Origin of the sequence: Paenarthrobacter sp. NPDC089675, assembly GCF_044749185.1 — a bacterium.
GTDB lineage: Bacteria > Actinomycetota > Actinomycetes > Actinomycetales > Micrococcaceae > Arthrobacter.
In genome coordinates, this window is the sequence record NZ_JBIVHM010000005.1 from 79,119 (window position 1) to 100,603 (window position 21,485).

A 21,485-nucleotide genomic window follows, 5' to 3' on the forward strand; every position below is an offset into this window, starting at 1 on the left:
GCCGGGGCAGCCAGTCGTCTTGAATCCCGGGGCTCACGCCGTTTTGGCGTGCCCCGAGGTCCTATACAAATCCCATTCCTTCGCGGCCTTTTTCGTGCCCCGGGACATTGTGGACGCGGCGCAGAGGCCCCTTGGAGTGGACCAAGGAAGAGAGCGGAACAATGAAGGCAGTAGTTTACAAAGGACCAAACGATGTCAGCGTCGAGGAAATCCCCGATGCCAAGATTGAGCACCCTGCCGACGTCCTGGTGAGAATCACCTCGGCGAACATCTGCGGTTCGGACCTCCACATGTACGAGGGCCGGACGAGCTTTGAGCCCGGACGTTCCTTCGGACACGAAAACCTGGGGGAGGTGGTGGAGGTCGGCCCTGCGGTGAGCAAAGTCAAGGTGGGCGAGCGGGTTGTCCTGCCCTTCAACATCGCCTGCGGCTTCTGTAAGAACTGCGAACGCGGATTCACCAACTACTGCCTGACCATGCAGCCTGAGCCCAAACTTGCCGGCGCGGCCTACGGCTTCGCGGACATGGGCCCGTACCAAGGTGGCCAAGCCGAGTACCTCAGGGTTCCTTACGGCGACTTCAACTGCCTGCGGCTGGGCGAGGACGCCGAGGAGAAGGAACTCGACTACGTCATGCTGGCGGACATCTTCCCCACGGGCTGGCACGCCACCGAGATGGCCGGCGTATACCCGGGAGACTCCGTGGTCATTTATGGCGGCGGGCCCGTCGGGCTCATGGCCGCCTACTCTGCCGTCATCAAGGGTGCCGGCAAAGTCATGGTGGTAGACCGCCACCAGGACAGGCTGAAACTGGCCGAACAGATCGGCGCCATTCCCGTGAATGATGCGGAAGTGGACCCTGTGGAGTTCGTCAAGGACCAAACCATGGGATTCGGCGCAGACCGCGGCTGCGAGTGCGTTGGCTACCAGGCCCACGATCCCGAAGGCAACGAACATCCCAACCAAACCCTGAACCGGCTGGTCGACTCAGTGCGCTTTGTTGGCGGCATCGGCGTGGTGGGCGTCTTCCTGCCCCAGGATCCGGGTAGCCCCGACGAGCTCGAGAAGCAGGGCCAGGTCGCTTTCGATTACGGAAACTACTGGTTCAAAGGCCAGACAATGGGCTCCGGCCAGTGTCCGGTCAAGAAGTACAACCGCGCTCTCCGCGACCTCGTCGCCGGCGGAAAGGCCAGCCCCTCCTTCATCGTCAGCCACGAGCTGACCCTGGACGAGGCGCCTACGGGTTACAAGAACTTCGACAGCCGGGAAGACGGCTGGACGAAGGTAGTCCTCCACCCTGCCGGAGTCTGAGAGGGAATTCCCCATGACACGACCAACCAGAACCAGGACAGGGTACTGATGAAGGCAATGGTTTACCGCGGCCCCTACAAAGTCAGGGTCGAAGAGAAAGACATTCCGAAAATCGAGCATCCGAACGATGCGATCGTCAAGGTCAGCGCGGGCGCCATTTGCGGCTCCGATCTGCACCTGTACCACGGCATGATGCCGGACACCCGGGTAGGCATGACCTTCGGCCACGAATTCGTGGGCACTGTCCACGAGGTGGGCTCGTCCGTGCAGAACCTATCAGTGGGCGACCGCGTTATGGTGCCGTTCAACGTGTACTGCGGCTCTTGCTACTTCTGCTCACGCGGACTGTACTCGAACTGCCACAACGTCAATCCGAACGCGACGGCGGTGGGCGGCATTTACGGCTACTCACACACCTGCGGCGGTTACGACGGCGGCCAAGCGGAATTCGTGCGGGTTCCGTTCGCTGACGTGGGGCCTTCAAAGATCCCCGACTGGCTGGAGGAAGAGGATGCGGTACTGCTCACCGACGCCCTGCCCACCGGCTACTTCGGGGCCCAGCTTGGGGACATCGTGGAAGGCGACACGGTGGTGGTGTTCGGTGCAGGCCCCGTGGGACTGTTTGCTGCAAAGTCGTCCTGGCTGATGGGTGCCGGTCGCGTGATCGTGATTGACCACCTGGAATACAGGCTGGAGAAGGCACGCAGCTTCGCCCACGCAGAGACATACAATTTCGCCGAGTACGGCGACATTGTGGTCCACCTCAAGAAGGAAACCGACTTCCTGGGTGCCGACGTCGTTATCGACGCCGTGGGGGCCGAGGCGGACGGAAACTTCCTGCAGCACGTCACCAGCAGCAAGTTCAAACTGCAGGGCGGCTCGCCCATCGCACTGAACTGGGCGATTGACTCGGTGCGGAAGGGCGGCACGGTGTCCGTGGTGGGCGCCTACGGTCCAATCTTCAGCGCCGTGAAGTTCGGCGACGCGATGAACAAGGGCCTGACTTTGCGCATGAACCAATGCCCGGTCAAGCGACAATGGCCACGGCTTTTCGAGCACATCCGGAACGGGTACCTCAAGCCAAGTGACATCGTCACGCACCGGATTCCGCTTGAACACATCGCCGAGGGTTACCACATCTTCTCCGCCAAGCTGGACAACATCATCAAACCGCTGGTTATCGCCGGGCAGTCCTGAAGGGAGCACACCTTGACTGAAACAGCCACGCCATATGTCGCCGAAAAGACTGCCAAAAGGGAGTCTGCGGAGGCTTTGCGGGCCCGGATTCCGGGGTGGGGTGCCGACCTCGACCCCGCCGACCGCCCCTCCTACCCCCGTGAACAACCGGGCATCGAAACGGGCGCACACTGGGATTTCCCGGAACGCCAGCCGGAGAAGTGGCCCAGGGAACGGTCGGTGGAACACGCCTTCCTGCCTCCTGTCTTTGGAACCTCCACTCCCCCTGCCGGGGTCTCGGGCGCCATCCGAAAATACGCCTACAAGTACAGTGAGGGCCGGGCTGCGCACTGGCTGCTGCTCGTAGCAGCAGACAGGGTGGACGCCTGGGAGCACCACCTCCGTTCGTTCGCCACCTTGCGGCCGGACAATCCCATAACCGAAACGGGAGTGCTCAGCGAGTTCTCACGTGGAGGTGTCCGTTCCCGCGTGGGACAAAAGCGCACCGACCTCAGCCACCAGTGGATGGATCCGATCCTGGTCGGAGGCCCCTGGGTGCTGGCGGCGGGCGGCCTCACCGTCGTCATCCTCCGCGGGCTGCGAAAGCGCAGGTGAGCCTGACGGATAAACGTCGCAGGGCCACCGGCAAGCAGTTTTGCCGGTGGCCCTGCGCGTCATCAACGGCCCGCTTAGGTGCCGTTTGACCGCGTTGCAGGAACAGCGCTGCTGCGGACAACCAGGGCCGGGGCGATGGGCGTACGGTCCACCTCCCGCCCCTCCATCGCTCCGATGAGAACCTCCATGCTCATCAGGGCCAGGGCAGTGAAATCCTGCCGGACGGTGGTCAGCGGGGGCAGGAAGTAGTCCGATCCTTCAATGTCGTCAAAGCCCACCACGCTTACATCCTCCGGGACGCGGACCCCGTTCTCGGCGAACGCGCGGATGAGTCCAAGCGCGGTGTGGTCGCTGGCTGCGAAGATCGCCTGCGGTACTTTGCCCTGACGGACCAGCTGGAGCCCGGTTTGGTAAGCCCAGCCAGGACTCCAGTCGCCTTCAAGGCAGATGCCCGGGGCGAGGCCTGCATCCCGCAGCGCTGCCTCCCAGCCCCGCCTGCGGACCCGACCATCAAACCAGTCCATGGACCCGGCGATGTGGGCAATATCCTTGTGGCCCAGGTCAATGAGATGTTGGGTGGCCAACCGCGCGCCGAGCTCCTGGTTCTCGGAGTAGGTAAAGACCCTGGATGTGGACGAAGCGCCGGCGGCAATCATCTCCACGGGTACACGGCAGGAAGCCTTCCAGACAGCCTCGGCCATATCCACCACCGGAGCAATGACGATGATCCCGCCCACGCCGATGTCATCGAGGGTGTCCAGGGCCGACTGTACGGACTCTGCATACGGCTGCTCCACGCTGATGACCGTGATGGCATAGCCCTTCTTCCTCGCCACGTTTTCAAGGGCCATGAGGGTGCCCACCGGACCAAACCGGGGCGAGCCGGCCGCAAGGATTCCGATTGAGGTGGACCGGCTGGTGACCAATGCCGTAGCGGCCCGGTTCCTCCGGTACCCGATCTCCTGGATCACTTGCAGGACACGCTGCCGGGTTGCGGCGCTGACATCCGGCGCATCATTGAGGACCCTGGAGACGGTCCCGAAGGAAACCCCCGCCACGCGGGCTACGTCGTTGATGGTTGGTTTTCGGCGCAAGGAGTTCTCCGGACGCCGTCCGTTCACCCCGCGCGGGGTCGCAGCGCCTGTCATGCTTTCTCCTGTCTTACGCCGTCAGCGCCGAGGCGGTCAGCGGACCTCGCGCGTCCTAATCCTACGTTGGGCAACGGCGGCCTGCTTCTGGCAAATATCCGGATTGTGAGGTTTGACACTTCTCATCGTAAACGTTTACGATCCTTTCCGTAAACGTTTACGACATCGCGTTAGCGTTTACGACGGCACCGTTTCAATGACGAAGGAGCACGAATGCGAGGCACTGTTGCATCCGCAGAAAGCGCTCCTGTCCATCGCCAGGCTTCGAGGTATTGCCGGCGGGTGCCGTTGGCCAAGACGGCAAAGCTTCCCACAAACGAGGCAGCCGGAATCTCCCGCGCACCGGCCGGGCCGAGGCCTGATCCATCCCCACCACCCATCCCCCCAAGCACTGGAGAACAATGATGATCCGCAGGCTTCCCCTCGTGGCGTTGGCAGCCGCCTTGACGCTCACTGTCGCCTCCTGCAGCAGTTCCACCACGGCGTCGTCGAATGCACCCGACTCGGGCGTCTCCGAGAAGGCCCAGCAAGCCCTGGACAAGATCAAGGGCCAGGTCCTGAGCAAGGGCCCCAACGGCGAAACGCCTTCGCCTGCTTCCGTTGCGGAGCTGACTCCCGAAGAGATCCAGAAGATCAAGGCCCTCAACGCCAAAGCCGCGATCGTGATGCACTACGGCGGCAATGACTGGGCAACCGCCCAAGTGAACGGGCTCAAGGACGAATTCGAAAAGCTGGGCATCAAGGTCGTCGCCACCACCGATGCGAACTTCAAGCCTGACAAGCAGGTGTCCGACATCGAGACGGTGATGACCCAGGACCCGGACATCATCGTGTCCATTCCCACTGACCCTGTAGCCACCGCGTCCGCCTACAAGAAGGCTTCCGCTGCCGGCGCGAAGCTCGTCTTCATGGACAACGTTCCGCAGGGTTTGACCGCGGGCAAGGACTACGTCTCAGTGGTCTCCGCCGACAACTACGGCAACGGCGTCGTTTCCGCCCACCAGATGGCCAAGGCACTGGGCGGCAAGGGGAAGATCGGCCTCGTGTTCCACCAGGCTGACTTCTTCGTCACCAAGCAGCGCTACCAGGGCTTCAAGGAAACCATCACCAAGGAATACCCGGACATCCAGATCGTGGAAGAGAAGGGCATCGCGGGCCCCGACTTTGCCGGTGACGCGCAGGCTGCCGCGAACGCCATGATCAGCAAGTACCCGGATCTCTCGGGTATCTGGGCCGTATGGGATGTCCCGGCCGAAGGCGTCATGGCCGCGGCACGAGCTGCGGGCCGGCAGGACCTCAAGATCGCCACGGAGGACCTCGGCAAGAATGTCGCCATCGCCCTGGCCAAGAACGAACTCGTCGTGGGCCTCGGAGCGCAGGTCCCCTTCGATCAGGGTGTCACCGAGGCACGCCTTGCAGCAGGCTCACTCATCGGCAAGGAAGCACCGGCGTACGTTGCCCTGAGCGCCCTCCCCGTTGACCACGGCAACGTCCTGGAGGCCTGGAAGCAGGTCTACCACGAGGACGCCCCCAAGGACATCCAAGAGTCCTACAAGAAGTAGCCATACCCACGGTGCGGGGGCTCCCGCCCCCGCACCGCCGAAAGGGCAACATGAACACCGCAGACAATGTCGTCGAGATGCGCTCGATCTCCAAAGGGTTCAACGGCGTCTCCGTCCTGAAGGACGTCAGCTTCGAAGTCCGACACGGCGAAGTCCACGCGCTGGCCGGGGGCAACGGCGCCGGAAAGTCGACGCTGATGAAGATTCTCCAAGGCGTCTACCAGGCTGACTCCGGCCAGATCCTGGTCGGGGGCAAGACTGCCTCGATCAACTCGATCCAGGACGCAAAAGCCGCCGGAATCGGCATGGTTTTCCAGGAATTCAGCCTGGTACCCAGCCTCACGGTCGCCCAGAACATCTTCTTGGGCGCTGAACCGCTCGGGCAGGGCGGACTCATCGACGATCGCGCTGCGGTGAGGCGGGCGAGGGAAGTCTTCGCGGAGATGGAGGTCGACGTCGATCCACGGGCGGAAGTCGCCCGGCTCGGCACCGCGTATTGGCAGCTGACAGAAATTGCCAAAGCCCTGGCCCAGAACGCCACCGTGCTGATCATGGACGAACCCACCGCCAGCCTGGCCCGCCACGAGTCCGAGGCACTCTTCGAACTGATAGACCGCCTCAAGCAGCGCGGCATCTCCATCATCTACATTTCCCACCGGATGGACGAGGTGTACCGGCTCGCTGATCGCATCACCATCCTCCGGGACGGGCGGCATCTCCTCACCGAACCGCTGACGGGGGTCACACCGGAGCAGATCGTGGAAGGGATCGTTGGCAAAAAGATCGAAGGCCAGCTCTCCTACCGGACCCGCAGCGTGCCGCTGGACGCGGCACCCGTCTTGGAAGTGCGCGGGCTGAATGCCGGATCGCGGGTCCGGGACGTGTCCTTCACGCTCCGGCCCGGGGAAATCCTCGGCCTGGCGGGACTGATGGGCAGCGGCCGGACCGAGCTTGCGCGCGCACTTTTCGGCATCGACAAAGTGGACAGCGGCGAGATCCTCCTGCGCGGCAACAAAACCACCATCTCCTCTCCGCGCCAAGCCATTGCTGCCGGGGTGGCCCTCATACCGGAAGACCGACGGGCCCAGGGCCTCGTCCTGGAGCACTCCGTCCAGGACAACCTGCTGCTGCCGCTCCTGGACCAAGTTCGGCGTGGCCCCTTCCTTGATGGCGGCAAGGGCAAAGAGCTGTCCTCGTCATTGATCAAGAGGTTCGCCGTCAAGGTGGCCCATCCCCACCGGCCGGTGCGGCTGCTTTCGGGCGGCAACCAGCAGAAAGTCGTCATCGCCAAATGGCTGGGCACCGATCCGGACATCCTGATCCTGGACGAGCCGACCGCCGGCGTCGACATCGGCACCAAAAGCGAAATCTTGGACACGATCCGCGAACTGGCAAACGCAGGCAAGGCCGTCGTCGTCATCTCTTCCGAGTACCCCGAACTACTTGCGGTCAGCGACCGCGTCCTCGTCCTCAAGGACGGCTCCATCATCCGCGACATACCCCGCAGCGAGATCGCTGACGAGGAATATCTCCAACTTGCAGTCCAGGGAGTCTGAACAGTGAGCAAGGTAAATACCATCACAGCCCGGGAAGCCACGGCATCCCGCAATTTCGGCACCGTCCTGAAAGAACTCGATTGGCGGCGCTACGTCATCTACATCGGCTTCGTCGTCGTCTTCATCTTTTTCGCCGTCCTCCTCCGCGACCAGGGCTTTCTCTCGCCGAACAACCTGCTGAACATCTTCCGGCAGACAGCAACCATCACGGTCATCGCCGTAGGCATGACCTACGTGATCGCCTGTGCGGAAATCGACCTCAGCGTGGGTTCCGTGGCCGGCCTCTCGAGCGTTTGCACGGCAATGGCACTCTCCCAGTGGGGACTGGTCCCCGGCATCCTGGCCGGTCTCGCCGTGGGGCTGCTGGTGGGCTCCGTCAACGGCGCCCTCGTCAGCCTGCTGGGCATCCCCTCATTCCTGGTTACCCTCGGCATGCTGGGCATCGCGGCCGGTCTGGCCCAGTGGATCACGGCCTCTGCACCGCAGCCGATCCTGAACGACACCTTCAACATGCTGTTCGGTTCCGGAAACTTCGGTCCCGTTCCAGGCCTGGTCCTGTGGAGCGCCATCTTTGTGGCCATAGGTGCCGTCGTGCTGAACCGCACCCGGTTCGGGCGCCAGGTACTGGCCACGGGTGGTAACCGCAACGCCGCGGAGTTCACCGGTATCAACACCAAGCGCATCAAGTTCCAGGTGCTCCTTATTTCCGGCATGGTGGCCAGCGTCGCGGGCATGCTGTACGCCGGCCGGCTCCAGTCGGGGCGGTTCCAATGGGGAGCAGGTGACGAGCTTTCCGCCATTGCGGCAGTCATCCTCGGGGGAACCAGCCTTTTCGGGGGATTCGGCTCGATCGTTGGAACCCTCTTCGGCGCCCTGCTCATCGGGCTGATCAACAACGGACTGATCCTGGCCGGACTCGACAGCAGCCAGCAGCAGGTGGTGCGTGGAGCGATCATCATCCTGGCCGTCGCCCTCGCCCGGAAAAAGTAGCCAACTTGCCTCCGGGCTCCCCCAGCAATTGAAAGGCACAACAATGAAACTCGGATATTGCTCCATTACTTGGGGCGGCGTCGTCGGGCATGCCCAGGGCGTGACCAGCGTCAAGGACCTCTTCTACATGACCCACGGCTCCATGCAGGAGGCGGTGCAGGACATCGCCGCCGTCGGATACCAGGGCGTGGAAATGTTCGACGGCAACCTGGCCGAATACGCCGACCAGCCCGGGCAGCTGAAGGAAATCCTTGCCGGCAACGGCGTCGAACTGGTCAGCGTCTACACCGGCGCGAACTTCATCTACGCGGACATCCTCCCCGACGAGATGCATCGTATCCACAGGGCTGCCGAGCTGGCCGCCGGCTTCGGTGCAGAACGGCTCGTTGTGGGCGGGGGTGCCCGCCGGGCGGCCGGAACCACGGAGCAGGACTACCACCTCCTGGGCCACGCCTTGGACAGGGTCGGGGACATCGCAGAGAGCTTCGGGCTCTCGGCAAGCTACCACCCGCACCTGAGCACCATCGTGGAAAGCCCAGACGAGCTGGACAAGCTCATGCCGCTCACCAGGATCGGCTTCTGCCCCGACACCGCGCACCTCGCGGCAGGAGGTGCAGACCCGGCAGCGGTCATCCGTAAGTACCCGGACCGGATCCGGCACGTCCACCTCAAGGACTTCCAGCAGGAACCGTTCAACTTCCTCCCCCTCGGAGAAGGTGAACTCGACTTCCCGGACATCATCGCCGCTATCCGCGAAAGCGGATACGACAGCTGGCTGATGGTCGAACTCGACAACTACGACGGCGACCCGAAGGCCGCGGCGGAAATCAGCAAGAAATACCTCGAGCAACTCCTCTGACCCACTTTTACCCACGGGAAGCCACAGGCAGCACCCGACACCCTGGAAGGAACAGGATCAACATGCAGAACCTCAACGTCGGCCTCATCGGAGGCGGCTTCATGGGCAAGGCCCATTCCCTGGCTTACGCCGCGATGCCCATGTTCTTCTGGCCGGCACCGGCGCTTCCGGTCCGCAAGGTCATCGCCGAAGCCAACGAGGACCTGGCCGCCGAAGCGGCCCGCCGCTTCGGCTTCGAAAACTCCACGTCCGACTGGCGGAGCATCATCGACGATCCCGATATCCACGTCGTGGACATTGCCACCCCCAACCACCTCCATGCCGAGATCGCCATCGCCGCGGCGGAGGCCGGCAAACACATCATTTGCGAAAAGCCACTGGCCCGCACCGGTGAAGAGTCAAAGGCAATGTACGACGCCGTCAAGGACAAGGACCTTGTCCACATGGTTGCCTTCAATTACCGCAGGACCCCCGCGGTGGCCCTGGCCAAGAAGTACATCGAAGAGGGCGCAATCGGCCAGGTCCTGAGCTTCCGCGGGACCTACCTCCAGGACTGGAGCGCAGACCCGAACTCCCCGCTCTCCTGGCGCTTCCAGAAGTCGATCGCAGGTTCCGGCGCCCTCGGCGACATCGCAACGCACGTGATTGACATGGCCCGCTACCTCGTAGGCGAGTTCAGCGCCGTCAACGCCCTCCTCTCCACCTGGATTCCCGAACGGCCGCTGCAGACAGGAGGAGCGGATGCCCTCGGAAATGTGCGCGGCGGGGAAGGCCCCAAGGGCGAGGTGGACGTGGACGACGAAGTCATGACCATGATCCGTTTCGCCAACGGCGCCGTGGGATCCATCGAAGCCACCCGCAACGCCCATGGACGGAACAACTACATCACGTTCGAGATCCACGGCACCGAAGGCAGCATCATCTTCAACTACGAACGACGTGACGAGTTGCAAGTGTCCTTCGCATCCGACCAGGCAGACCGCCGTGGCTTCAGGACTGTCTACACCGGTCCGGCGCACCCGTACGGGGACGCACTCTGGCCCATTCCGGCCCTGGGCATCGGGTACGGCGAGACCAAGATCATCGAGGCCCACGACTTCTTCAAGGCCATCGCAGAGGGCGGAAGCGTGAGCCCCAACTTCGCCGATGGATACCAGGTGGCCCTCATCGACGACGCAATCGTCGAATCCGCGGCAAAGGAATCGTGGGTGGAAGTCCCGCAGATCGACGCCTGACCAAGCACAACGCCTGATCCAAGCACAGGGAGGGGCGGCCCCGGCCGCCCCTCCACCAGGACCCTGAGGACAGCAAATGACCGAACCGCAACTTGCCCACCAAAGACAGGACGTCTGGCTCATGCCGGTATTCATTGCAAAAGACGGACACGAAGCAGAGCTTCAGGAGGCCCTGCGGATGCTGCAAACAGCAAGCCGCAATGACCCGGGCTGCCTGGAGTACACGGTCTTCTCGGACGACCAGAGACCCGGCACCTTCGTCCTCATCGAAAGGTGGGCCAGCCGCGAGGAACTTGACTCCCATAACGGGGAACCGCACGTCAAGGACTTCGTCAAGGGAGCGGAGCCGCTATTGGCGGTACCCTTCTCCGTCACTCCGCTCACACCCCTGGCTTGATGATCCCCCGCATGACGTTTTGCTGATCCTGTCTTGCCCCGCCAGGGTGCGGTACGTCTAGGCTGGCCATGGCACCAACTCCCTACCGAGGACGACGGAGAAGAACCATGACTGAAACAAGCATCCAAGCCCGCGCCGAGCAGCTGAAGGCCCTCCATGAGGCCCCGGAGATCCTGAGTGTGGTCAACGTCTGGGACGCCATCAGCGCGTCCACCGTCGCTGCCCTGCCTGAGACGAAGGCGATCGCCACCGCCGGCCACTCGATCGCTGCGGCGTTGGGCTACGCCGATGGAACCATGCCCCTCGACGTGGCGCTCAGCGGGGTCGAAAGGATCGTCAAGGCCGTAGACCTGCCGGTCACTGCAGACCTCGACGACGGATACGAGGACCCTGCCGAAACCATCCGGAGGGCGATCGGCATCGGAGTCGTGGGCGCCAACGTCGAGGACCGGCTGCGGCCTTTTGATGAGGCAGTCGCCCGCGTTCAGGCAATCATCAAGGCCGCCGATAACGAGGGCATCCCCTTCCAGCTGAACGCCCGCACCGACGCCATCGCCAAGGCCGGCGACCGGCCGATCCAAGAGAGCATTGAAGACGCCATTGCCCGTGGCCGCGCATTCCTCGACGCCGGGGCGGCCCTGGTTTTCGTCCCCGGCGCGCTCACCCGCGAGGTGATCGAACCGCTCGTCGAAGGACTCGGCCATGGCAAGCTCTCCGTGATCGGCGCACCCGGTGCCCTCCCGGCCGCCGAGCTCCAGGAACTCGGCGTAGCCCGCGTTTCCTACGGCCCGTTCACACAGCGGGTTGCCCTGCGCGCGCTCCAGGAGCTCGCCGCCGACCTTTATGGCACGGGCGTCATCCCTTCCGATACGCCGGCCCTGAACTAACAAGCAACAGAACGGGTCCCGCCGCATGAACCAGTGGCGGGACCCGTTCTGTTCCCGGAGTCGGACTGGCGGGCCCTCTTTTCCTGGGAGGGAACGCCAGTACCCGTACAAGCGGTACCCTCGCTAAGTTTCCCCAACCCGGGTTTCATGGATTCGGAAGCAATCCCCGAGCAAGGAGAAGAACATGAAGTACACCAGGAGCGGCGGCCAAACCGGGGCCGGACCGGCCGAATGGTTCACGGGTACGGTGCAGATCGACACTGTCAGGAACCCCGACGAACAAACAGCGATCGGTTGCGCGCACGTCAGGTTCGCGCCCGGTGCCCGCACTGCCTGGCACCATCACCCCAAAGGCCAGACCCTGTACGTCACGGACGGCATCGGACTGGTCGCGCGCCGCGGCGGGGAGGTCGTGGAAATCCGGCCCGGAGACGTCGTTTACATCGAACCCGGCGAAGAGCACTGGCACGGAGCCACGCCCCACAGGTTCATGGCCCACATCGCGCTGCACGAGGCCGACGCTGACGGGCAAGTGGTGACGTGGTTGGAGCATGTGACAGATGAGGAGTACGGGGCGTAGTTCCCCAGGTCCTCGCGGCGGATGGTTTACTGGCGTGTGGGACACACATTCATTGGGGGAAATATGAAGGGCCTCGCTGCCACCTTTTTGCTGGTTCCGCTGCTTCTCGCCGGCTGCGTGGTTCCTTATGGCGGGACTCCAACCCCCGCAACGGCCTCCGCGGATGGCCTCGCCAGGCTGGACCGGGCGGGAATCGCCCAAATCCAGGCGTCCAAATCCGCCCGGCTGGACATGACATCCGGGCAACTCACCAAGGAAAGCGTCGGCCTCGGAAACGGGACCAGCCAAGCACCCGAGGTAGAGATCAAGAACGGCGTGATGGCCCTGAGCATCGAAGGGCCCAGGGGGACGGTACGAGCCTCCACAGACCGGTTGCGATTGAACGGGATGAACAACGGAGCCGGGTTCAGTGAGATCACATACTTCCTGACGGCAAGCTCGTTGGATGACTACTCCGCCCTGGTTCGTGACGGGGTGGACCGCTACGGCCTTCCGCGCGAGTCGGCAGAGCGCTGGATTGAGTCCACTTCCAGTCAACCCCGAGGTAAAAGCGACTTCGCTTTGGGACCCGGTACATCCACCGGGCTCAACGTGACCTACGACCTCCGCTATGACGGGGCCAAGGAGAACCAGGTCATCATTGTGCACGTCAATCCAAGCTGACCGGAGTGGTTCGACGCACAAATCCTCCGATCAGAAAGGTCCCTGCATAGTGAACACCAACCCGCATCAGCCGCCATATCCAGGCCAAACTCCCCAGGGCCCTTATCCGCCCCGGCCCAATTACGGACCACCGCAACCTCCGTGGCAGAGCCCTCCTCCTCCGCAGAAAAAGAACAGGACCGGCTGGATAGTCGGTGGAATAGCAGTGGCTATCACGCTCGTTGTCCTTGCATTCGCCGGATGCTCCGCCCTTGCCCAGGGAATCAACGGCGGTGGAGGGTCCCAAGCGGAGAAGGCCAGTGAAATGATGGCCCGGGCAGACAACCTGCCGCAGGGCGACTGGACGGAGGTGTTCCGCAACAACCCCAAAGTGGATCCAGGGTGTTTTTCCATCGACACATCGTGCCTGCGCTTATCTGCGCGTTGGTCTGTGGACCACAAGGTCAGCTTGGAAGAGGCAGCAGACCGGTTCGGCATGAAGTCCAACTCCGACGGTCCTGTCTCGGGACGGTATGAAGGCTGCATCCGGACACAATCCGATTCAGCCCGGGAATCACTCTGCATCGACGAATCCGCGGAAGGCCCGGACTCCTACGACGTCACCATCCAAATGGAGCGCGACTGATCGAGCCTCACGCTCCGGAGCGCGTATCAAAAGCCCCAGCCGATTCACGGAGCAGCCGGGCTACCGTATCCACCGGCAGCGAGGTCGGCCGACGCCGGTCGAACCGCCGCAAAGAGATGTGCCGCGTTCCCAGGCCGGGAACATCCAGGATGTCCACCTGGTTCTGCACCACACCTGTCAAAGCCAACCTGGGCACGATCGCCACGCCTTCTCCAGCGGCCACCAACGCGAGCGCCGTCAGCGTATCCACATACTGGTGGACTGTTTCAATCCGCACCCCGGTTGAGTGCCGAAGCCGGCCGAGCACCGCCACATTGGCGGCAGAAGGTTCGACGCCGAGCCACGGCAACGGCAGGCGGCTCAGGTCGATGTTTTCCGTGGAGAGCAGGGAGCCCGCGGGAACAACCAATTTCCACGGCTCGTCCAGCAAGGGTTCCTCCACCATGCCCGAAGCGAGCGGGTCCTGGTCTGCCGCCGTCGAGTCCTTTTCAACTACCACCGCGTCGAGTTGCCGTTGACGCAATAGCCGCATGAGTGGCGGGAACCCGTCTTCAACGATTTCGATCTTCAATTGCGGGTATTGGCTGCGCCACTCGGGAAGCCGCGGAATCACTACTGTCCGCATGAAGCTGGTGAATCCGCCCACTCTGACAATGCCCGCGACTTTGGCTTCGCCCTCCATGCGCGCACGGGCAACGTTGAGCGCCCTTTCGATTTCTTCGCCGGCCTCAGCCATGGCCAGGCCCGCAGGTGTCAGGACGGATCCTTTGGGCGTACGGACGAGGAGTGCCTGCCCTGTCTCGCTCTCCAATTTGCTCAGTTGTTGCGACACCGCGGAGGGCGTAATCCGCAGCTCATCGGCCGCTGCGAGTACCCCTCCGGTGCGGGCAACGGCGAGCAAAACCAGCAGGCGGCGCGGGTCCATCTCCATGTTAAGCGATCCTAAATACCGGCTTCAGAATAATGCAATTGATCTAAAGCAGGAGTTGCCTCAATATTTAGGTGAAGCCGCAATCTGCGGCTCCCCCCAACCTCAAAACCATGCGCCAGCCACCACTCGCTGAGCTGCCCGGAACCCGAAAGGAATGCAATGGAACTGCTGTGGGAAATTGTTGGATGGACCGGCGCCGCTGCCATGCTGGGCGCTTTCACGGCAGTGTCCATGGGCTGGATGAAACCGGGAATCAGTTTCCAGGCTGTGAACATCTTCGGTGCTTGCGCGTTCATCCTCAATGGCCTGCTGCACGGTGCGTGGCCGTCGGTGGTCACCAACATTGCATGGTTCCTGATCTCAACCCTGGCGATCCTGCGCATGCGCGCCAACCGTAAGCCGGTGGTCGTGGAGACCAAGACCTACACGGCAACGGACACCGGGACTCAGATGGTGGTTCCGGCCGCCAAGATCGCCTAGGCCACAAAAGGTAACTTCCCGGCGTCGTCATGAGATCCACCGCTTAAGGTTGGCAATAACGCAGCCCTACAGCGAAGGAACCCCATGCCAACGCCCAACCGTCCGCTCCGGAAACTCGGCTTCCTCACTATCGGCTTGTTCGATCCCGCTGATCCGGCCGCGGGGCACCGGTCCACGCTGGAGATCATCGAACTTGGCGAGCGGCTCGGCTTCGACAGCGCCTGGTTGCGACACCGGCACCTGCAGTTCGGGATCTCGTCCCCGGTAGCCGTGATGGCGGCCGCAAGCCAGAGGACGTCGAGGATCGAGCTCGGCACGGCGGTTACTCCCTTGGGCTGGGAGAACCCGCTGCGCCTTGCCGAAGACCTGGCCACCGTGGACCTGCTCGCCGGTGGCCGGATCAACCCGGGGGTAAGCGTGGGTGAGCCGATGAACTATGACACGGTAAAGCACGAGCTCTATCCGGATTCCGCCGAGGCAGAGGACTTCAGCCATGCGCGGGTGGAACGGTTCGCCCGGCTGGTAGCGGGCGAAAAAGTCAGGGAGTTCTCCGGCAAGCAAGGCGTTGTTGAAGAGTTCTCCAACCGGGTGGAACCACACTCGCCAGGCCTGCGGGACCGTCTGTGGTACGGGGCGGGCAGCCTGAAATCGGCTGCCTGGGCGGGCCAAAACGGCTTCAACCTGCTCTCCAGCAGCGTGATCTTCCCGGACAAGGACCAGGAGCCGGATTTCGCCCTGGTCCAGCAGTCCCAGATCCAGGCCTACCGCGAGGCTGCCGGAAGCACCAAGGCCAGGGTTTCACAGGGCCTGGTGGTGATCCCCACGGATTCGGCGTCACCGGAACAGCGGGAGAAATACCGGCGCTACGTTGACGAACGCACGCCGCGCACCGCGAAGCCCCAAGGGCCGAGGGGGATGATGTTCGCCGCCGACCTCATTGGCACCAGCGAGCAGATCGCCGAGCAGCTGTACGCGCACAAAGGATTCCAGGAGGTGGATGAGGTGGCGTTCGCGCTCCCGTTCAGCTTTGAACATGAGGACTACGTGCAGATCCTTAGGGACATCGCGGAGAAGCTCGGCCCCGCTTTGGGTTGGCACCCCGGGAACTAGTCAGTCCACGAACTCCGACTGGGTCTCGATGAAGTCCCAGTCGGCCTCCGTCAGCCCGCCGCTGACATCGTCCGGGTGGGGTCCGCCCGCTTCGGCAATGTGTTGGAGGACCGGAAGCGGCAGCTCCTCGGCCCGCAGGTTCTCGCGCAGCCACTCCTTGCTGTCCAGGTGAAGGTCGAGCCACCACATGAAGATTTCCATCGCACGCCACCTTCCTTTGACGCCTGCTGAGACCCCGGATTAACCGTAGGCCGGGCCGCAATCACCTACAAGGCCCGGCAAAACAAAACCCTTGTCCGGGACACCAAGCAGGGCCACTCTGTACGTAGGAACCACAAAGGGACCGCGATGGACTGTGACATCGAGCTGGAGATCACCACCGGCTCTGCACGCGGCGAATATACGGTGCGCGTGGTCCGTGCGCCGGCGGGAGGTCACGCCTCCGGCACTTTGACTTTGGATGTGGACGGCATCCAGGACAGGCTTCCCCAGCTTGAGGCAACTGTCCTCGCCTCCGCGGTATCCGCCCGCAGAACCCTTCCGGTGGCGGAGGCGGCGGTGCGCGAAGTCGGCCAGGAATTGTTCCAAGCGCTCTTCACCCGCGAGGTCTATGGAACCTACAGGGCCAGCCTCGGAGCTGCGCAGCATGCGGGCCAGCAACTTCGCGTGGTCCTGAGGCTGGCAGCGCCGGAACTCGCGATGATGCCTTGGGAGGCCCTCTTCGACCCCGAGACCGAAACCTACCTCTGCCAGACCGAACCCCTCCTCCGGCACATTCCCGCTCCGGACTACAACCAGAACCCCCTCGACGTGGCACCTCCGTTGCGGATCCTCGGCATCGTCGCCTCGCCACGCGACCTCCCGGCCCTTGATGTCGAGACGGAAAAGGACCATCTGAGCCGCGCCCTTGCCGGGCCCATCGGCGAGGGTCGGGTGGAATTGCTGTGGGCAAGGTCCGGCACGTGGGACGACATCCAATCGATGCTCCTGGCCGGTCCGTGGCATGTGGTCCATTTTGTCGGCCACGGCGACTACGACTCCAGGACCGACGAAGGCCGCATCGCCTTGATGGCACCGGATGGACGGGCCAATATGGTCCGGGCGGTCAGGCTCATGGCCCTGCTCAGTGTGGCCGCACCGAGGCCGCGGTTGGTGGTGCTGAATTCGTGCTCGTCCGGCGAAATGGGCCAGGCCGACCTCTTTTCCGGCACGGCTTCCGCGCTGGTGAGAAGCGGGATCGGCGCTGTGGCCGCCATGCAGTTTGCCATCAGCGACGCCGCCGCCATCGCTTTCGCGCACGGGTTCTACGCCGCAATCGCGAATGGGCGCACCGTGGATGAGGCGGCCCGGATCGGCCGCATCTCGGTCATGGCCAGCCCGGACGGCACGTTGGAATGGGTCACGCCGGCCCTGTACATCCGCGGCGGTTCCACGCAACTGTTCACTCTAAAAGGCACGCCACGCGCACCGGCGACGAAGGAAGCGACGACGCCGGAACAAGGCCCGGGCGGCCTCATCACCCCCCGGGAAACAAGCCCGACGGCGGCAGGAACCCCGGCGGGGCGGCTCAGTAGCGCCGATTCCGCCATGAAGCACGCGCAACTCCGCGCTTTGTATGTCCAGGCGTCCGCGGAGTTGCGGGCTCGGCGGTTCGAACAGGCCGTGGAGTTGTTCAACGATCTCCTGACCTTAGAGCCCGGCTACCGTGACGCGGAAGCACTCCGTGACACGGCCCGGAAACGGTTGGAGTTGGCTGCTGCCTACAGCGCTGCCCTGGAAGCCGAGGCGGCGGGGGACTGGCTGGCCGCCGCCGACGGTTTCGCCGCTGTCCAGGACAATCCCGCTTACCCCGAAGCCGCGTCCCGGAGGGCGAATTGCGAGCGCCGGCAACGCGTCGCCGACTTGCAGGGCGAGTTGCGGTACCACTCCTCGCTGGGTTCGTGGGAAACGGTGGTGGATGTTTCGAACGAGTTGGCAACTTTGGACCCGGCAGCCGCTGACCCCGATGGCCTGGCCACGGAGGCAAAGGCGGAGCTCGCGAAGGCGGAACCACGGGCGGCCGGACCTGCCGAAGAAACCGAAGAACCCGAACAACCCAAAGAGGCCGAAGAACGCCGCGGTTCCTACACCGCCTACGACCCACCCGCGGAGCGAGCCGAGCCCACCGAACCCCCCGCCCGCGCAGCGCCCGTGCGTGCCGAGCCTGCAGCGGTCCAGCGCAGCGACGCCCCGGCCAAGCCCAACAGCACCCGGCCCGCGGCACCCAAGCAGGCGCCGTCGTCGAACGTCCCCGAAAAGCCCCTTGGCTGGAAGCCGCTGGCTTGGGGCGCCGCGGCACTCATCGTCGCCGGTGCCGTAGGCGCGGGATTCGCCGTCTACTTCATTTGGCTCGACGACAACTACTGGTACGAAAGCGGTGGTGACGGTTCACTGAGGGTGGTCTATGGGCTGATTGCGCCCCTCGGGTACCTGTTGCTCGCGGTGGCGGGTTTGCCGGACCGCTCGGTTCCCGGCCGCACGGTCATGGCTGCGCTGGTGGCGGCGCATGGTGTGTTTGGCTGGTCGGGCCTTAACTATGCGGTGGAAACCACCGCTGTCGTGGGCAGTTTTGCGGTTGCCGGGCTTGGCTTGTGGGCCGGGGTGCTCGCACTGCGCGCCGGGCAGGACCGTCTCGGCTGGTTGCTGTTGGCGGCCACAGTGTCCATCCCGCTCGTGTGGGTCCAAGACAAGGGCGTCTTCACCGAGTCCTGGTACCGGACACACGCCTATTTCGCGCTCATCCAACTCCTGATCCTTGCCGCGGCGGGGGCCGGAATGCTGGTGGCGGCGCGACGCCTCCGCACCTCCCCTGAAAGGACAGCGACATGACCCGGTTGGTGGAATTCGCAACGGACGACGGCGGCACTGTGGTTGTGGAGGTGGCGAGCACGGCCGGGAGCCTGGTGACGCGGGGCGGTGACCACGCGGCCGATCATTCAGGGGTCTTCGCGCGGGCCCAGCAGACGTTCCAACGGGCGCTCGAACATGTCCGTCCGGCCGTCCAGGGCGTGATTGACGAACTGTTGACCCTGGAAAACCGCCCGGATGAGCTGAGCGTGGAGTTCGGCATCGACCTTCATGCCGAGGCGGGTGCATTCATCGCTTCGGCCAGCACCGGTTCCAACTTCACGGTGCGCATGACGTGGAACAAGCCGGCGCCTGTTCAAGCCCCGCCCGCGGCGCAACAATAAGGTATGGCTGCGGAACATTTCAGCGGACGGATCCCCTTGGTGGTCGGCGTCCTGCCGGACCAGCATGTGGAGGTCCTGCAGACCGCCCGGAACCTTGCCGAGCAGCTCGGGGTCCCGCTGGTTTGCGCGTATGTGGACGAGGCCAGCTACCTCGTGGAGTGGGATCCCTCCCGCGAAACCCACCGCATGTCCCTGCACCCCGAAAAGGACGACGACGATGTTGCAGCGGTCCGGGGAGACCTGGGCCGGGCGATCGCCGAGGCCATGGACGGCGGGTCGGCGGACTGGACCTTGCGCCTGCTCGCCGGCGATCCCGCCCGGGCGCTGGGGAGGCTGGCCGAGGATATCAAGGCGTCCATGATCATTGTGGGCACTCCGGAGCCGGGATTGGGGCACCGGATTTCGGAAGCCTTGAATGGCTCTGTTGCGGCTTGGCTGAGCCATCACCAGCGCCGCCCGGTGCTGATCGTGCCCCAGAAAAAGAGGCCCGAAAGCGCCTCGAAAAACTAAACCGAAAGTACTAATTCAAGGTGGTGGAAATGCGGCGTGAGGCGTCGTACAGTTATTACTGCAGCGTAGCGAAAGCCGCCTGCCCCAAAGACTGCTCCGGAGTGCGTATCCCCCAATAACGCACTCCGGAGCTTTTGTTTTAAGTACAGCGTCGCCTTAAAGCACAGCGCCGCCGTCGTGGAATCACGACGACGGCACGTGGCTGGAGTCCGCTTGCCTACCTCACGAACGTGTACAGCAGGGCAGCCATACCGAAGCCCACAATGGACAGCACGGTTTCCAGAACGGTCCAGGTCTTCAGGGTGTCCTTGACGGACATGTTGAAGTACTTGGAGATGATCCAGAATCCGCCGTCGTTGACGTGGCTGGCGATGATCGAGCCCGAGGAGATGGCCACAACGATCAGGGCTAGTTGCGGCTGGCTGTAGCCGGACGCAAGGCTCGGGGCGAGGATGCCACCCGTGGTAACGATCGCCACCGTGGCCGAACCCTGGGCGATGCGCATGCCTGCGCTGATCACAAAGGCGGAGAGGATGATCGGTAGGCCCGCCTGGGAGAGGGAGTCAGCCACGGCTTTGCCAACACCGGTTGCGGACAGCACGGCACCGAAGAACGCACCCGCACCAACAACCAGCAGGATCATGCCCACCGGACGAAGCGAGGAACCGGTGATTTCACTGAGCTCGGCTGCGCTCATGCCGCGGCGAATGCCCAGGAGCCACATGGCCAGGAGGACAGCCACGGTCAAAGCGATGGCCGGGTTGCCGAAGAACTGGAGGGTATCGCGGAAGGCTCCGGCTGGAGCGAAAATGTTGCCGAACGTACCGCCGAGGATCAGGATCATGGGCAGGCCGATGGCCAGGAGCACAACGCCAATGGACGGCTCGTGCCCGCGGGAGGTCTCGGCCTCTTCGACAATCCGGTCCTCGGGAACGTTGACCATGACGCGCTTGCCGATCCAGGTGCCCCACAAGATACCGGAGGCGAACCAGGCCGGGATACCGCAGATCAGGCCCATGAGGATGATCCAGCCGAGGTCCACGTGGAACAGGCCGGCTGCCGCCACCGGACCCGGGTGCGGCGGAAGGAAAGCATGGGTCACGGAGAGGCCGGCCAGCAGCGGAAGCGCGTACAGGGCCAGGGACTTGCCGCCGCGGATCGCCGCGACGTACACCAGCGGAGCCAGCACGAAGATGCCGATATCGAAGAACACCGGGATACCCAGCACGAAGCCCGTGATACCCATCGCGAGCGGCGTCCCCTTCTCACCGAAGATCTTGACGAGCCTGCTGAGGAGTACCTCGGCCCCGCCGGAACGTTCAAGGATCGCGCCTAGCACTGTGCCCAGGCCGATGATGACGGTGATGTGGCCGAGGATGCCGGCGAAGCCCTTCTCAATGAGGGCGTCGCTGCTCTTGGTTGCGGATCCCACCAAGGCTTCAACCGATATTCCGCCCACCAAGGCCACCAGCACACCCGTTCCCACCAGGGCGATGAACGGTTCGAGCTTGACCTTGATGATCAGGAACAGCAGGAGCGCGATACCCGCGCCTGCCAGGAGGAGCAGGCCGACGGTATCGTGCCGCAGCCAATCGAGAAATTCATTCATGGACGTTTCTTT

The 21,485-nt window shown here is 63.6% G+C and carries 22 protein-coding genes; 18 read left to right on the plus strand and 4 right to left on the minus strand.

The features are described 5' to 3' along the window. The first annotated feature begins 161 nt into the window (after positions 1-161). The 3 genes from ACIPY2_RS12305 to ACIPY2_RS12315 are packed head-to-tail and all read left to right on the plus strand — an operon-like array spanning position 162 to position 3,101. Positions 162-1,310 (plus strand): glutathione-independent formaldehyde dehydrogenase, encoded by a 1,149-nt coding sequence (locus tag ACIPY2_RS12305; protein WP_400266669.1) that lies wholly within the window; start codon positions 162-164, stop codon positions 1,308-1,310. 48 nt (positions 1,311-1,358) lie between these two features. Continuing rightward, positions 1,359-2,507, plus strand: coding sequence for a zinc-dependent alcohol dehydrogenase (locus ACIPY2_RS12310; protein WP_400266670.1), 1,149 nt, complete (start codon positions 1,359-1,361; stop codon positions 2,505-2,507). Positions 2,508-2,519: 12 nt separating this feature from the next. Further along, positions 2,520-3,101, plus strand: a complete 582-nt coding sequence (locus ACIPY2_RS12315; protein ID WP_400266671.1) for a hypothetical protein — start codon at positions 2,520-2,522, stop codon at positions 3,099-3,101. 74 nt (positions 3,102-3,175) lie between these two features. Here ACIPY2_RS12315 and ACIPY2_RS12320 read toward each other — a convergent pair whose 3' ends face one another. After that, positions 3,176-4,249: a LacI family DNA-binding transcriptional regulator gene (locus ACIPY2_RS12320; protein ID WP_400266672.1), complete on the minus strand. Its 1,074-nt coding sequence runs from the start codon at positions 4,247-4,249 to the stop codon at positions 3,176-3,178. A gap of 401 nt (positions 4,250-4,650) precedes the next feature. On the opposite strand from ACIPY2_RS12320, the gene ACIPY2_RS12325 reads away from it, so the two are divergent. The 10 genes from ACIPY2_RS12325 to ACIPY2_RS12370 all read left to right on the plus strand — a co-directional run bounded on the left by ACIPY2_RS12325 (position 4,651) and on the right by ACIPY2_RS12370 (position 13,603). Further along, positions 4,651-5,811 (plus strand): substrate-binding domain-containing protein, encoded by a 1,161-nt coding sequence (locus ACIPY2_RS12325; protein WP_400266673.1) that lies wholly within the window; start codon positions 4,651-4,653, stop codon positions 5,809-5,811. Positions 5,812-5,861: 50 nt separating this feature from the next. Further along, the gene (locus ACIPY2_RS12330) at positions 5,862-7,367 is read left to right on the plus strand and encodes a sugar ABC transporter ATP-binding protein (RefSeq protein ID WP_400266674.1); all 1,506 of its coding nucleotides are present in this window, start codon (positions 5,862-5,864) and stop codon (positions 7,365-7,367) included. A gap of 3 nt (positions 7,368-7,370) precedes the next feature. Then, entirely contained in the window at positions 7,371-8,357 is a 987-nt protein-coding gene (locus ACIPY2_RS12335; RefSeq protein ID WP_400266675.1) for an ABC transporter permease, read from the plus strand. Positions 8,358-8,400: 43 nt separating this feature from the next. Further along, entirely contained in the window at positions 8,401-9,216 is an 816-nt protein-coding gene (locus tag ACIPY2_RS12340) for a sugar phosphate isomerase/epimerase family protein (protein WP_400266676.1), read from the plus strand. Between the two features lie 62 nt (positions 9,217-9,278). Next, the gene (locus ACIPY2_RS12345; RefSeq protein WP_400266677.1) at positions 9,279-10,451 is read left to right on the plus strand and encodes a Gfo/Idh/MocA family protein; all 1,173 of its coding nucleotides are present in this window, start codon (positions 9,279-9,281) and stop codon (positions 10,449-10,451) included. Positions 10,452-10,527: 76 nt separating this feature from the next. Next, the gene (locus tag ACIPY2_RS12350; RefSeq protein WP_400266678.1) at positions 10,528-10,848 is read left to right on the plus strand and encodes a putative quinol monooxygenase; all 321 of its coding nucleotides are present in this window, start codon (positions 10,528-10,530) and stop codon (positions 10,846-10,848) included. Positions 10,849-10,955: 107 nt separating this feature from the next. Next, complete coding sequence (locus ACIPY2_RS12355) at positions 10,956-11,735, plus strand: isocitrate lyase/phosphoenolpyruvate mutase family protein (protein WP_400266679.1); 780 nt, start codon at positions 10,956-10,958, stop codon at positions 11,733-11,735. Between the two features lie 184 nt (positions 11,736-11,919). Continuing rightward, complete coding sequence (locus ACIPY2_RS12360) at positions 11,920-12,315, plus strand: cupin domain-containing protein (RefSeq protein WP_400266680.1); 396 nt, start codon at positions 11,920-11,922, stop codon at positions 12,313-12,315. 63 nt (positions 12,316-12,378) lie between these two features. Further along, positions 12,379-12,978 carry a hypothetical protein gene (locus tag ACIPY2_RS12365; protein ID WP_400266681.1) on the plus strand — a complete coding sequence of 200 codons (600 nt, stop codon included), beginning with the start codon at positions 12,379-12,381 and terminating at the stop codon, positions 12,976-12,978. Between the two features lie 205 nt (positions 12,979-13,183). Then, complete coding sequence (locus ACIPY2_RS12370) at positions 13,184-13,603, plus strand: hypothetical protein (protein WP_400266682.1); 420 nt, start codon at positions 13,184-13,186, stop codon at positions 13,601-13,603. Positions 13,604-13,610: 7 nt separating this feature from the next. Here the strand turns inward: ACIPY2_RS12370 and ACIPY2_RS12375 are convergent, their stop codons facing one another. Beyond that, complete coding sequence (locus ACIPY2_RS12375) at positions 13,611-14,534, minus strand: LysR family transcriptional regulator (RefSeq protein ID WP_400266683.1); 924 nt, start codon at positions 14,532-14,534, stop codon at positions 13,611-13,613. Positions 14,535-14,693: 159 nt separating this feature from the next. Here ACIPY2_RS12375 and ACIPY2_RS12380 point away from each other — a divergent pair, with 159 nt between their 5' ends. Together ACIPY2_RS12380 and ACIPY2_RS12385 are read left to right on the plus strand one after the other, a co-directional pair. Continuing rightward, positions 14,694-15,014, plus strand: a complete 321-nt coding sequence (locus ACIPY2_RS12380) for a hypothetical protein (protein WP_400266684.1) — start codon at positions 14,694-14,696, stop codon at positions 15,012-15,014. 84 nt (positions 15,015-15,098) lie between these two features. Next, positions 15,099-16,124 (plus strand): LLM class flavin-dependent oxidoreductase, encoded by a 1,026-nt coding sequence (locus ACIPY2_RS12385; RefSeq protein WP_400266685.1) that lies wholly within the window; start codon positions 15,099-15,101, stop codon positions 16,122-16,124. Here the strand turns inward: ACIPY2_RS12385 and ACIPY2_RS12390 are convergent, their stop codons facing one another. Further along, positions 16,125-16,325, minus strand: a complete 201-nt coding sequence (locus tag ACIPY2_RS12390; RefSeq protein ID WP_400266686.1) for a hypothetical protein — start codon at positions 16,323-16,325, stop codon at positions 16,125-16,127. It abuts the gene before it with no gap. A gap of 147 nt (positions 16,326-16,472) precedes the next feature. On the opposite strand from ACIPY2_RS12390, the gene ACIPY2_RS12395 reads away from it, so the two are divergent. The 3 genes from ACIPY2_RS12395 to ACIPY2_RS12405 are packed head-to-tail and all read left to right on the plus strand — an operon-like array spanning position 16,473 to position 19,864. Then, positions 16,473-18,992: a CHAT domain-containing protein gene (locus tag ACIPY2_RS12395; RefSeq protein WP_400266687.1), complete on the plus strand. Its 2,520-nt coding sequence runs from the start codon at positions 16,473-16,475 to the stop codon at positions 18,990-18,992. Beyond that, positions 18,989-19,354 carry a CU044_2847 family protein gene (locus ACIPY2_RS12400; RefSeq protein WP_400266688.1) on the plus strand — a complete coding sequence of 122 codons (366 nt, stop codon included), beginning with the start codon at positions 18,989-18,991 and terminating at the stop codon, positions 19,352-19,354. The genes ACIPY2_RS12395 and ACIPY2_RS12400 overlap by 4 nt, the downstream gene beginning before the upstream one ends. A gap of 3 nt (positions 19,355-19,357) precedes the next feature. Further along, positions 19,358-19,864: a universal stress protein gene (locus ACIPY2_RS12405; protein WP_400266689.1), complete on the plus strand. Its 507-nt coding sequence runs from the start codon at positions 19,358-19,360 to the stop codon at positions 19,862-19,864. Between the two features lie 217 nt (positions 19,865-20,081). On the opposite strand, the gene ACIPY2_RS12410 is transcribed toward ACIPY2_RS12405, so the two are convergent. Then, positions 20,082-21,473: a GntP family permease gene (locus ACIPY2_RS12410; RefSeq protein WP_400266690.1), complete on the minus strand. Its 1,392-nt coding sequence runs from the start codon at positions 21,471-21,473 to the stop codon at positions 20,082-20,084. Positions 21,474-21,485 lie beyond the last annotated feature (12 nt).